The sequence below is a fragment of the Mesorhizobium sp. P3_A10 genome (assembly GCF_056403175.1).
Map to the genome: position 1 here is coordinate 169,204 of NZ_JBFUFZ010000004.1, position 11,828 is coordinate 181,031.

The window sequence follows — 11,828 nt, forward strand, 5'->3', positions numbered from 1 at the left end:
GCCCCTTTTTTGTATCTCATGCTGGGAAGAAGGAGACGAAACGTTGGCGCGAGACACCCCCCTCTGTCCTGCCGGACATCTCCCCCTCAAGGGGGGAGATTGGATGTCGCCTCGGCTTTCGCTAATCGCCAACGTTGAAAGAGAGGTAGGACGGCGAAGCTGTTAATCTCCCCCCTTGAGGGGGAGATGCCCGGCAGGGTAGAGGGGGGCGCTGTCCCGCCGACATTTCCTACCAAGGCACCACCGTAGTCTCGGGCCAAGTCTCTCTCGCCCGAGCCCCCTTCGCCTCATGCGTCTGCTGGTTGTCCATCACCCGGTTCGGCGTGATGCGAAACGAAAAGATATCGTCGAGACCGAACGGCGCCACCAGCTCAAGCTGCCCATCCGCGCCGTAGCGAACGCCAACTGCGTGGGTCCTCGAGGCGAAAAAGCCGAGCGAGTGGCTGGAGCTCGTATAACGGGGGCAGGGTCGTCCGAATTTTTGCGGATACCACAAATGCACCCGCGCCTGGTTACGCACCTCGACCGGCAGCCGCAGGCCGGCAAAGACCGCAGCGGCGCGGGCAATCACACCGTCCTCGGCTTCGTAGGACAGGTCACTTTCATCGAAATAGAACAGGTCGACATCCTTGATGCCGTAACCCGACGGCTTTTCCGTCAGCTGGTTCCAGATGCTGTTGTAGAGCGCGCCGGAAACGATCAGCCAGTCGGTCAAGGCAAGGCTTCTTGCCCGAGCCAGCGCCTCACCGATCAGCGCGTCTCTCGACACGATGTCGAGAAACGCCGCACGTTGGGTTTCGAAAGGCAGGCCGGAATAGCGCAGATGGTCCATCGCCCTTTGGAGGGCGATTCGCCATCTGCTCGCAAGTCTTTAGCCGCGCAGCGCGCCACCCGTCTGCTTGCCGACATTCTCGACGATGCGCTTGGCCAGCGCCTCGAAATCCTCGTCGGTAAGCGTCTTTTCGACCGGCTGGATCGACACTTCGATGGCGATCGATTTTTTGCCTTCGCCCAGTGACGCACCTTCGAAGATGTCGAACACTGAAACCGCAGTGATCAGCTTCTTGTCGGCGGCGAGCGCAGCGCGCACCAGCGTGCCGGCCTCGACCGCTTTGTCGACGACGAAAGCAAAGTCGCGCTTGACCGCCTGGAAGGCGGACAGCTCCAGCTTCGGCTTTGTCTTCGTCGGCTTGGCCTTCGGCTCGGGCACGGCATCGACGAACACTTCGAAGCCGCAGAGCGGTCCGGAAACATCGAGCCCTTCCAGCGTCTTCGGATGGAATTCACCAAACGTGCCGAGCACGGTCTTCGGCCCGAGCTTGATCGTGCCGGAGCGGCCGGGGTGATACCAGGCTGGCCCGCCGACCTCGATCTGCAGCCGCTCGACCGGCGCGCCGCAGGCTTCGAGCGCTGCGATCGCGTCGGCCTTGGCGTCGAACACGCCGACATTCTGGGAATTGCCGGCCCAATTGCGGCCGGAGCCGTCGAGCTTGGCGGTGCCGCGCCGCACGCCGGCGGCCACCCGCCGCTGCTGGTCGGCGCCGTCGCCCTCATAGGTGCCCGACACTTCGAACAGCGCCACATCGCCGATGCCCTTGTCGGCATTGCGCTGCGCGGCAGCCATCAGCCCCGGCAGCAGCGATGGCCGCATGTCGGACATGTCGGCGGCGATCGGGTTGGCGAGCTTCAGCGCCGCCTGCCCGCCGCCGAACAGTTCGGCATGCTTGGCCGGAATGAACGACCAGGTGACGGCTTCCATCATGCCGCGCACGGCAAGCGCGCGCTTGGCCGTGCGGGTGCGAACCTGCAGCGTGGTCAGAATCTTGGAATTGACCGCGTCATGCGCACCGAGCGGCTGCGGCACGATGTTGTCGACGCCGTGGATGCGCATCACCTCTTCGACCAGGTCGGCCTTCCCATCGACATCCGGCCGCCAGGATGGCACGGCGACTTTCACGACATCGCCCGATCCCTTGGGCTTGAAGCCAAGGCGCGACAGGATGTCGAGGCTCTCATCCCTAGGCACCTCGATGCCGGTCAGCCGCTTCACTTCCGACAGCGGGAAGGAGACGATCTTGGGTTTGTGGCCGGCATAGCCCGCGACTTCGATCTCCGTCGGCGTGCCGCCGCAGAAATCAAGCACCAGCCTGGTCGCCAGTTCGACGCCCGGAACCATGAATTCAGGGTCGACGCCACGCTCGAACCGATAGCGCGCATCGGTGATGATCCCGAGCGAGCGTCCGGTACGCGCCGTGGTGATCGGGTCCCAAAGGGCGGATTCGATCAGCACGTCGGTGGTGTTCTCGTCACAGCCGGAATGTTCGCCGCCCATGATGCCGGCAATCGATTCGACGCCATTGTCATCGGCTATGACGCACATTTCCGGCGTCAGCGTGTATTCGCGACCGTCGAGCGCCTGCACCTTCTCACCGTCCCGCGCACGGCGCACGACGAGATTGCCGGCGACCTTTTTCGCGTCGAACACATGCAGCGGACGGCCACGATCGAAGGTGACGTAGTTGGTGATGTCGACCAGCGCGCTGATTGGCCTCAAGCCAATCGCGATCAGCCGCTGCTGCAGCCATTTCGGCGACGGGCCGTTCTTGACGCCTTTGACCAGATTGAGCGCGAAGCCGGGGCAGAGCTCCGGCGCCTCGATCGTCACCTTGACCGGGCACATGCCGCTGCCGACATGGGGCATGATGGCGCCACCGACGAGGCGGCCAAGCCCGCTCGCCGCCAGGTCGCGAGCGATGCCGTAGACGCTGGTCGCGTCCGGCCGGTTCGGGGTCAGGTTGATCTCGATCAGCGGATCATCAAGATGCGCATAGGCGGCAAAGCTGGTACCGACCGGCGCATCCTCGGGCAGGTCGATGATGCCGTTATGCTCGTCGGACAGTTCCAGCTCGCGCTCGGAGCACATCATGCCATGGCTTTCGACACCACGGATCTTGCCGACCGTCAGCGTCACGTCGATGCCGGGCACGTAGGTACCGGGCGCGGCAAAGGCGCCGATCAGTCCGGCGCGGGCGTTCGGCGCCCCGCAGACCACCTGCACAGGCGCCTTGCCGTCGCCGGTGTCGACGGTCAGAACGCGCAGCCGGTCGGCGTCGGGATGCTGCACCGCCGTCAGCACCTTGGCGATGACGAAGGGTTTCAGGCTCGCTTTGTCGTCGACATGTTCGACTTCGAGGCCGATCGAGGTCAACCGCTCGACGATCTCGTTGAGCGTGGCGTCGGTCTCGAGATGATCCTTGAGCCAGGAGAGGGTGAATTTCATGGTTCTGTTCCGTGTGGTCTGGGCACGCTTGTTTTCAAATGGCGCGGCAAGTCGTCCGGCATGTGCAGGAAGGGCAGCTGTTCGCTGACATGGGCATGGTGCGTCGGCGGGAAATCGGCCGGCATGTCCATGGCGCCGAGGGTGAAATAAATATGGTCTTCCAGCCGCTCGTCGACATAGGCGATCGGCGAGCCGCAAATGCCGCAGAACGAGCGCGTTACCGGCCCGTTCTCGAACATCTTCAGCGCCTTGCCGGTGAAGGCGACCTGCTCGGTCAGGAAGCCGACAAAGGCCGACACCGGCGCGCCGCTGGCCCGCCGGCAATCGCCGCAATGGCAATAGCTGACATGGTGCGGTTCGGCCAAAACCTCGAACTGCACGGCGCCGCAACGACAGCCGCCGGTATGGGGCGCTGTCATGCGGAGAGGCCTCCGAACAGCGTCGGCATGTCGAGCGGACGGAAACCATAATGCGACAGCCAGCGCACATCGGCGTCGAAGAAGGCGCGCAGATCCGGCATACCGTATTTCAGCATGGCGATGCGGTCGATGCCCATGCCCCAGGCAAAGCCCTGATACTCGTCGGGATCGAGGCCGCCGGCGCGCAGCACGTTGGGATGCACCATGCCGCAGCCGAGGATTTCCATCCAGTCGGAGCCTTCGCCGAAGCGCACTTCGCCCGGCCGCGAACGGTCGCACTGGATGTCGACCTCGAGGCTTGGCTCGGTGAACGGGAAGAAGGACGGCCGGAAGCGCATCTTCACCTGCGGCACCTCGAAGAACGCCTTGCAGAATTCTTCCAGCACCCACTTCATGTTGGCGACGTTCGCCGTCTTGTCGATCACCAGCCCCTCGACCTGATGGAACATCGGCGAGTGGGTGGCGTCCGAATCCTGCCGGTAGGTTTTGCCGGGGATGACGATGCGGATCGGCGGCTTCTGCGTCTCCATGGTGCGGATCTGCACCGGCGAGGTGTGGGTGCGCAAAAGCTTGCGCTCGCCCTTCTCGTCCGGCTGGAAGAAGAAGGTGTCGTGCATCTCGCGCGCCGGATGTCCCTCGGGGAAATTCAGCGCGGTGAAATTGTAATAGTCGGTCTCGACATCCGGCCCTTCGGCAATGGCAAAACCGAGATCGCCGAAGATCGCCGCGATCTCGTCGATGACCTGGCTGATCGGGTGGATGCGGCCGCGCTCGGCCGGCGATTGCCGCACCGGCAGCGTCACGTCGACCTTTTCCGCGGCCAGGCGGGCGGTGATCGCCACGTCCTTCAATTCGGCTCGGCGCAAGGTGAGCGCGTCGGTGACGCGGTTCTTGAGGCCGTTGATCGCCGGCCCCTTCAACTGGCGCTCTTCGGCGCTCATCGCACCGAGCGTCTTCAGCATCTCGGAGACGGAGCCCTTCTTGCCAAGGGCCGAAACCCGCACGGCTTCGATAGCGGCCTCGTCCGCGGCCGACGCTATGTCGGCAAGCAGCGAAGCTTCCAGGGCTTCAAGATTTCCAGCGGTGGCGTTCACGGCGAAGCTCTCTCGATCGGGCGACCGACACCATTTTGGTTCGTCGTCACCATTTTGGTTACATCAGGCATAAGAAAAACCCGCGCCAGCCGTGCCAGCGCGGGTTCCCCAAATCAGAATTTCGAATGCTTGGGAAGCGCTGGTCTTAAGCGACAGCGCTTTCAAAAGCGTTCGGCGTGGTGTTCTTCAGATATTCGAGCGCGACCTTGGCCTTGGCAACCAGGGCTGCGAAAGCCTGTGGCTCGTGGATGGCCATGTCCGACAGGATCTTGCGATCGATCTCGATGCCCGACTTGTTGAGGCCGTCGATGAAGCGGCCATAGGTCAGGCCATGCTCGTGCGTCGCGGCGTTAATGCGCTGAATCCACAGCGCGCGGAACGAGCGCTTGCGGTTCTTGCGGTCGCGATACGCGTACTGCAGCGACTTTTCCACCGCCTGCTTGGCGATGCGGATGGTGTTCTTGCGGCGGCCGTAGAAGCCTTTCGCGGCTTTCAGGACCTTCTTGTGCTTGGCGTGCGAGGTGACGCCTCTCTTTACGCGTGCCATGTCATGATCTCCTTAAAAGCAATTCCAGGTGCCTGGCGGCTTTCCGTTCGGAATTGCGTAAAACAAATGCGTGTCCGGACCGAATGCCTCAGAGGCCGTTCGGCAGAAAATTCTTGATGACCTTCTTGCCATCCGGTTCAGCCAGAACCATCGTGCCGCGGGCATTTCGAATGAACTTGTTGGAACGCTTGATCATGCCGTGACGCTTGCCGGCCGCAGCCGACAGGACTTTACCCGTACCTGTGATCTTGAACCGCTTCTTGGCGGCCGACTTGGTCTTCATCTTGGGCATTTTGCTACTCCGTTTATGTGCGCACGATCGCGCTTTTTGTTCGCTTCAGGCGACCAAAGCCCGAAAAGCAAATGAAACCGCCACGGCATGCCCTGCCGGGCGGTTTTCTTGGAACGGCGGTCCTATACGTCAAAGCAGGCTGGTGCGCAACACCTCAAGGGATGCGACGCTCTGTCCGGGGCTATAAGTCGCGCCGGTTGCCCAGGGTCTGGTGAGATTCAGGTCAGGCCGGCATCACCTGAATATCGACAGGCCCTAAGGGATTCGGAACAGCACCGGCAGAATCCCCGACTGCTGGGCGCCGTCGATGGTTTCGAAGACCGGCAGCGCCACCAGGAACACCAGGCCGTCGAGCAGCGTGGTCAGCAGCAGGCGCGGCTTGAAGCTGCCGGTATCGCCTTCCTCGTAAAGCGACAGCTTCGGGAAGAAGCGCGGCACTTTCGCCAGATAGGCCTTGTATGGCGCGCCAAGTGCCTCCTTGAGGACTTTCTCCTCGTGCCGGATGACGATGTGAAAGGCGCCGGCGCAGAGTAGCCCGAAGCCGATCGTGCCGGTGATCGAGCCGATCTGCGCGCCGACGCCGGCGGCAGCGATGCTCGAGAAGACATAGAGCGGGTTGCGGGTGATCGAATAGGGTCCACCGGTCACCACCTCGGAGGATTTGCGCCCACCGATATAGAGCGTCGACCACAAGCGTCCGACGACGCCGAGGAAGATCAAAAGCACGCCGAACATCTCGATGGTTTCGTGCACCGGTGTATCCGGGGGAAACGTCGACTGCCCGAACAGCAGCGCCGCGAACAGCACGACGACGAGCACGGCCAGCACCATCCTGCGCGTGTGCTGATAGTCGCCCGTCTCGTATTTGACCTCATTGACCATGTCGGAATCCGATCGTCGAAAAGCTTTGCCGGCGATCGCAGCATCTGGACAAGAAACAGGCGTCCCGCCGATCGCCGGGACGCCGTGGAATATCATCAAGGCGGATTTAGAGCGCCATCACCACGCTGAACTTATCGTGATCTAGCGGGGAGCCAGCACCATCATCATCTGGCGGCCTTCGAGCTTCGGTTCCGCTTCGACCTTGGCGATGGTCGCCACCTCCTCGCGGACCTTGTTCAGAAGCTGCATGCCGAGTTCCATATGCGCCATCTCGCGGCCACGGAAGCGCAGGGTCAGCTTGACCTTGTCGCCTTCCTCGAAGAAGCGCCGAACGGCCTTCATCTTGGTCTCGTAGTCGTGGCTGTCGATATTCGGGCGCATCTTGATCTCTTTGATCTCGATGACCTTCTGGTTCTTGCGCGCCTCGGCCGCCTTCTTCTGGTTGGCGTATTTCAGCTTGCCGAGATCGAGGATTTTTACGACGGGCGGCACCGCATTGGGCGATATCTCGACCAGATCGAGCCCGGCCTCTTCGGCGAGCAGCAATGCGTCGTTGATGGAGACATCGCCTCGGTTCTGGCCTTCGGCGTCGATGAGCTGGACCCGGGGAACCCGGATATCACGGTTGGAGCGCGGGCCATCCTTGGTGGGCGCCGCTGCTTTGAAAGGTCTGCGAATGGTCGTGGTCTCCTTGAGCCGTTTCGTTCAGGGTTCTTCAGTGCAAATCGGTGAACGCGCCAATGTGGTGAGCGCGCGGGCGGAGTCAATAGCACAGCGCTGACAGGAAATCACCCTGCGTCCGCCACCTTCGGCTGCGCCAAGCGAAGAAACGCGCCAAGCACTTTTCGTTGAGCCCCCGGCTGTGCCAAAAGACCGGCGTGCCACGAGACCGGCGCGAAGGAACAAGCCATGATAGTCAGTCCCCCGGTTTTTCTGGACGTTGAGGGAACAGCCATCGCCGTTAGGCAGATGGCAGGTGCCGAGCCCGGCATCGTTTGGCTCGGCGGCTACAAATCCGACATGTTGGGCACCAAGGCGCAGACGCTGTCGGACTGGGCAGACCGGGAAGGCCGCGCCTTCCTGCGCCATGATTATTCCGGCCATGGCGAATCGGGTGGTGCCTTCGCCGACGGCACCATCTCGAAATGGCTGGCGCAAAGCCTCGCGGTCTTGCGCCATTTCACGCAAGGCAAGCAGATCCTGGTTGGCTCCTCTATGGGTGCCTGGATCGCGCTGCGCATGGTGCAGGAATTGCGCAAGGCAGGCGAGGAGCGCATTGCCGGCCTGGTGCTGCTGGCGCCGGCGCCGGATTTCACCGCCGAACTGGTCGAGCCGTCTCTGACCGAGGCGCAGAAGCACGACCTTGCGGAAAGGGGCTTCTTCGAGGAGCCGTCGGACTATTCCGCCGAGCCTTACATCTACACACATGCGCTGATCCAAGATGGCCGCAACAACCTGACAATGACAGGGCCGATCGACACCCACTGTCCCGTCCACATCCTGCAGGGTCTGGCCGACGCGGATGTACCGGCGAGCCATGCGCTGAAGCTGGTCGGCCTGCTGCCGGCCGACGACGTGACGCTATCGCTCATCCCCGAGGGCGACCACCGCCTGTCCAGACCACAGGATCTCGACATGCTGGTTCGTGCCGTGGGCGCCATGGTCCAGCAGGCAGGGTAGAAAATGCGCATTTCCATTCCCGTATCCGCCTTCGTCGCGGCGATTGTCGGTTTCGGCGGCACGCTGGCCATTGTCATTGCCGCAGCCAAGGCGGTCGGCGCGACGCAGACAGAGACGGCGAGCTGGGTGACCACCATCTGCCTGGCGATGGCCATCGAGAGCCTGTGGCTGTCATGGCGCACGAAAATGCCTGTTATCACCGCCTGGTCGACGCCGGGCCTGGCGCTGATTGCGGCATCGAGCGGCTTTTCGATGGGTGAGGCCGTCGCCGCCTTTATCGTCACCGGCATCCTTTTGATCGCCACCGGCCTGTTTCGGCCGCTGACGCAGCTGATTTCAAGGATACCGCCCTCCGTTGCCTCAGGCATGCTGGCCGGCATTGTCGTCACCTTCGCGCTGAATGCGGTCAAGACCGTTCCCGTCGATCCATGGCTGATCCTGCCGCTGATCGCGGCCTTCTTCGTCATCCGCCTGTTCAATCCGGCGCTGTCGGTGCTGGCAGTGCTGATCGGCGGCGGTTTTGCCGCTTTCCTCACCGGCCGCGTTGGCGGCTTGCCGACGCCGGAACTGTCGACATTGACGCTGATTATGCCGCACTTCACCTTGCCTGCGATCATCGGCCTGGCGCTGCCGCTCTACCTCGTCACCATGGCCTCGCAGAACCTGTCCGGTCTCGCTGTGCTGCGCGCCGCCGGCTATCATCCCGAACCCGGCCCGCTGATCGGCGTCACCGGCCTGTTCTCGCTGCTATCGGCGCCGTTTGGCGGCTCGACCACCAATCTGGCGGCGATCTCGGCGGCGATCTGCACCGGGCCGGACGTCGATCCGGACCCGGCCGAGCGCTGGAAGACCGGCCCGTTCTATGCGCTTGCCTACCTCGTCTTCGCGATGTTCGGCGCTTCGCTGGTGGCGATCTTCGCCGTGCTGCCGCAGAGCCTGATCGTGCTCGTCGCCGGCCTGGCGCTGATGGCGTCGCTCGCCAACGCGCTGTCGATCGCGCTGAAGGAAGAGGGCGAGCGCATGGCTGCCACCGTCACCTTTGTCGTCACCGCGTCGGGGTTGACGCTGTTCGGCGTCGGCGCCGCCTTCTGGGGCCTGATCGCCGGACTGGTCGTGCTTTTCCTGGAAATGCTCAAAAAGCGATAATCATTTCAGGACCTTGTCCGGTTTTAGCGGACATTGTCTTGAATCGCCGTTTTTCCCATCCCATTTCGAATCCACGCAGCCCGATCTTGGCTGTCTCCAACTGAAGGATTGGGAGAAAATGAACACATCTGCATTGATCCGTCCGGCGTGGACGCCGGCGACCATCGCGTTGATGGTGGTTGGTTTTATGGTGTTCTGGCCGCTCGGCTTCGCCATGCTCGCCTACATCATCTGGGGCGACCGGCTCGACGGCTTCAAGCGCGACGTCAACCGCGCCACCGACGGCATCTTCGCCGGCTGCCGCCGCGGTTCCGACAAGGCCGCCCGCTGGGGCCATGGTTCGGCTCGCACCGGCAACGTCGCTTTCGACGACTGGCGCGAAAAGGAACTCGAGCGTCTCAATGAAGAGCGCAACAAGCTCGACGAGATGCTGACCCAGTTCGACGAGTACGCCCGCGAATTGCGCCGCGCCAAGGACCAGGACGAGTTCGACCGCTTCATGGCCAACCGCAACAAGGCGACGGCTCCGACGACGACGACCGAGCCGAGCAAGCCGGCCAAGCGCGGCAAGGGTTCGAACCTTCTCGACGACTGAGCCCCAGCGACAGGGCTCGGCATGCAAAAACGGCGTCGCGCAAGCGGCGCCGTTTCTTTTTTGTTCTGGTCGTTTTCCTCGAATCGCGTATCGTTCCGCCATGTCCTTCGGCTTCTTCCGCAACCTGACGAAACCCACGCCTTCCCCTGTTGAAGAGCGTGAGCATGTTGTTGCCGGCCGCTCATTGCCGCTCAAGATCGTCGAGAGCGACCGGGCGCGGCGGCTGACGCTGCGCATCGATTCCGGTGGCCGTGGGCTGCGCATCACCGTGCCGCCGGGCCTGCGCCGCGGCGAGGTGGAAAAGTTCCTGCATCGCCATCAGGATTGGCTGGAGCAGCGTCTGGCCAAGGTGCCCAACCGGCCGCAGGTGCGGCCCGGCATCAAGATACCGCTGCGCGGCGTGCCGCATCGCATCGTCCATGAACCCGCCAAACGCGGCAACGTCTCCCTGTCGCGCGACGAGCGTGGCCCGCTCCTCATCGTGCATGGCGACCGGATACATCTGCCGCGCCGCATCGCCGATTTCTTGAAGCGCGAGGCCAAGAAGGAAATCGAAAAGCTGGTGATCAAACACACCGAGGCGCTCGGCAAGCGCGCCAAGGCGATCCGTTACAAGGACACGTCCAGCCGCTGGGGGTCATGCACGTCCGAAGGCAATCTGTCCTTTTCCTGGCGCATCATGATGGCGCCGCAGCCGGTCATAAACTACCTCGTGGCGCATGAGGTGGCGCATCTCAAGGAGATGAACCACGGCCCGAAATTCTGGAAATTGTGTGAAAAACTCTGCCCCGACACCGACCGTTGCAAGGACTGGCTGAAGCGCAATGGCGGCGCGCTGCAGGCGATCGTGTTCGAGTAGAGCCGGTCGGCTCAGTTGTGGCTGGGCCCTATCAGTCATCATTCGCCGCGTTGAGATCCTCAGGCCGCAGCCCTTCATCGCCATGGCGCGGCCACGGTAAAAAGTTCTTCTCGAACGCGTCGCCGCCGAAATAGTCGAGCGCCCGGTGCGCCTCGGCGCCGTTGAAGGCCGCCTTGTCCATCAGATGCGCGATCACCTCGCGGGCCTGCGCAATCTTTTGTTTGAGTTCCGCAGCGGTTTCGTCTGCCATGGCCATATGCTCCCGCCTGTTGTCTGAACGAAGGTAGCGCTTTCCGCCCCGGCGGCAAACAGGATGCTTTTTCTCGACTCTTTTGCCGTTTCGTGCCAATCCCCGCGCCATGGCGCTCGACATCAAGATATGCGGGTTGAAGACCGACGGGGCACTGGCTGCGGCATTGGCCGGCGGCGCCAGCCATGTCGGCTTTATTTTCTTTGACAAGAGCCCGCGCTATGTCGAGCCTGTTGAAGCCGGCCGCTTGCGCCAGGCGGCGCAGGGCAAGGCCATAGCGGTCGCCGTCACCGTCGACGCCAGCGATGCGTTTCTGGATGAGATCGTCGACAAGATGCATCCCGACATGCTTCAGCTACACGGCTCGGAAACGCCTGCGCGGGTGGCCGAGGTCAAAGCGCGCTATGGCTTGCCGGTGATGAAGGCGCTGTCGGTCAGCGAGGCTGCCGATCTGGAGCGGATAAAACCCTTCATCGGCATTGCCGACCGCTTCCTGTTCGATGCCAAGCCGCCGAAAGGTTCGCAACTGCCGGGCGGCAACGGCGTCGCCTTTGACTGGCATATTCTGGCCGGCCTTGACGCAAGCGTCGATTACATGCTTTCCGGTGGGCTCAACGCCGCCAACATCGGCGACGCCCTTCGGCTTGCCAATCCGCCCGGAATAGACATTTCCTCAGGCGTGGAAAGCGCGCCGGGCGTCAAGGATCCGGCGCTGATCGAACAGTTTTTCCGGGCCGTCAGGGCAGCACGCGACAACCGCGCCGCCTGAACAATTTTTTCGAAC

General features: G+C 62.7%; 14 protein-coding genes. 5 read left to right on the forward strand and 9 right to left on the reverse strand.

Features of this window, described 5'->3' with window-relative positions; translation table 11 throughout:
• Positions 1-229 precede the first annotated feature (229 nt).
• From AC1DXU_RS17630 to infC, 8 genes are all read right to left on the reverse strand, one after another.
• Positions 230-832, reverse strand: coding sequence for a nucleotidyltransferase family protein (locus tag AC1DXU_RS17630; RefSeq protein ID WP_477370832.1), 603 nt, complete (start codon positions 830-832; stop codon positions 230-232).
• 39 nt (positions 833-871) lie between these two features.
• Positions 872-3,280: a phenylalanine--tRNA ligase subunit beta gene (gene pheT / locus AC1DXU_RS17635; RefSeq protein ID WP_477370835.1), complete on the reverse strand. Its 2,409-nt coding sequence runs from the start codon at positions 3,278-3,280 to the stop codon at positions 872-874.
• Positions 3,277-3,699: a GFA family protein gene (locus AC1DXU_RS17640; RefSeq protein WP_477370838.1), complete on the reverse strand. Its 423-nt coding sequence runs from the start codon at positions 3,697-3,699 to the stop codon at positions 3,277-3,279. The genes pheT and AC1DXU_RS17640 overlap by 4 nt, the downstream gene beginning before the upstream one ends.
• The gene (gene pheS, locus AC1DXU_RS17645; protein ID WP_477370841.1) at positions 3,696-4,793 is read right to left on the reverse strand and encodes a phenylalanine--tRNA ligase subunit alpha; all 1,098 of its coding nucleotides are present in this window, start codon (positions 4,791-4,793) and stop codon (positions 3,696-3,698) included. Before pheS ends, AC1DXU_RS17640 begins: the two co-directional genes overlap by 4 nt.
• Positions 4,794-4,938: 145 nt before the next feature.
• Positions 4,939-5,340 (reverse strand): 50S ribosomal protein L20, encoded by a 402-nt coding sequence (gene rplT, locus AC1DXU_RS17650; protein ID WP_013528310.1) that lies wholly within the window; start codon positions 5,338-5,340, stop codon positions 4,939-4,941.
• Positions 5,341-5,428: 88 nt separating this feature from the next.
• Positions 5,429-5,632 (reverse strand): 50S ribosomal protein L35, encoded by a 204-nt coding sequence (rpmI, locus tag AC1DXU_RS17655; protein ID WP_006201248.1) that lies wholly within the window; start codon positions 5,630-5,632, stop codon positions 5,429-5,431.
• Between the two features lie 255 nt (positions 5,633-5,887).
• Positions 5,888-6,514 carry a methyltransferase family protein gene (locus AC1DXU_RS17660; RefSeq protein ID WP_477370844.1) on the reverse strand — a complete coding sequence of 209 codons (627 nt, stop codon included), beginning with the start codon at positions 6,512-6,514 and terminating at the stop codon, positions 5,888-5,890.
• A gap of 141 nt (positions 6,515-6,655) precedes the next feature.
• Positions 6,656-7,192, reverse strand: a complete 537-nt coding sequence (gene infC, locus AC1DXU_RS17665) for a translation initiation factor IF-3 (RefSeq protein ID WP_010912915.1) — start codon at positions 7,190-7,192, stop codon at positions 6,656-6,658.
• 231 nt (positions 7,193-7,423) lie between these two features.
• On the opposite strand from infC, the gene AC1DXU_RS17670 reads away from it, so the two are divergent.
• The 4 genes from AC1DXU_RS17670 to AC1DXU_RS17685 all read left to right on the forward strand — a co-directional run bounded on the left by AC1DXU_RS17670 (position 7,424) and on the right by AC1DXU_RS17685 (position 10,794).
• The gene (locus AC1DXU_RS17670; RefSeq protein WP_477370847.1) at positions 7,424-8,194 is read left to right on the forward strand and encodes an alpha/beta hydrolase; all 771 of its coding nucleotides are present in this window, start codon (positions 7,424-7,426) and stop codon (positions 8,192-8,194) included.
• Between the two features lie 3 nt (positions 8,195-8,197).
• Positions 8,198-9,340: a benzoate/H(+) symporter BenE family transporter gene (locus AC1DXU_RS17675; protein ID WP_477370850.1), complete on the forward strand. Its 1,143-nt coding sequence runs from the start codon at positions 8,198-8,200 to the stop codon at positions 9,338-9,340.
• Between the two features lie 118 nt (positions 9,341-9,458).
• Positions 9,459-9,935 (forward strand): DUF2852 domain-containing protein, encoded by a 477-nt coding sequence (locus tag AC1DXU_RS17680; protein ID WP_477274207.1) that lies wholly within the window; start codon positions 9,459-9,461, stop codon positions 9,933-9,935.
• A gap of 100 nt (positions 9,936-10,035) precedes the next feature.
• Positions 10,036-10,794 carry a M48 family metallopeptidase gene (locus tag AC1DXU_RS17685; protein ID WP_477370853.1) on the forward strand — a complete coding sequence of 253 codons (759 nt, stop codon included), beginning with the start codon at positions 10,036-10,038 and terminating at the stop codon, positions 10,792-10,794.
• 31 nt (positions 10,795-10,825) lie between these two features.
• Here AC1DXU_RS17685 and AC1DXU_RS17690 read toward each other — a convergent pair whose 3' ends face one another.
• Positions 10,826-11,167 carry a hypothetical protein gene (locus tag AC1DXU_RS17690; protein WP_477370855.1) on the reverse strand — a complete coding sequence of 114 codons (342 nt, stop codon included), beginning with the start codon at positions 11,165-11,167 and terminating at the stop codon, positions 10,826-10,828.
• On the opposite strand from AC1DXU_RS17690, the gene AC1DXU_RS17695 reads away from it, so the two are divergent.
• Positions 11,154-11,813 (forward strand): phosphoribosylanthranilate isomerase, encoded by a 660-nt coding sequence (locus AC1DXU_RS17695; protein WP_477370858.1) that lies wholly within the window; start codon positions 11,154-11,156, stop codon positions 11,811-11,813. The two genes, AC1DXU_RS17690 and AC1DXU_RS17695, sit on opposite strands and share 14 nt — an antisense overlap.
• Positions 11,814-11,828 lie beyond the last annotated feature (15 nt).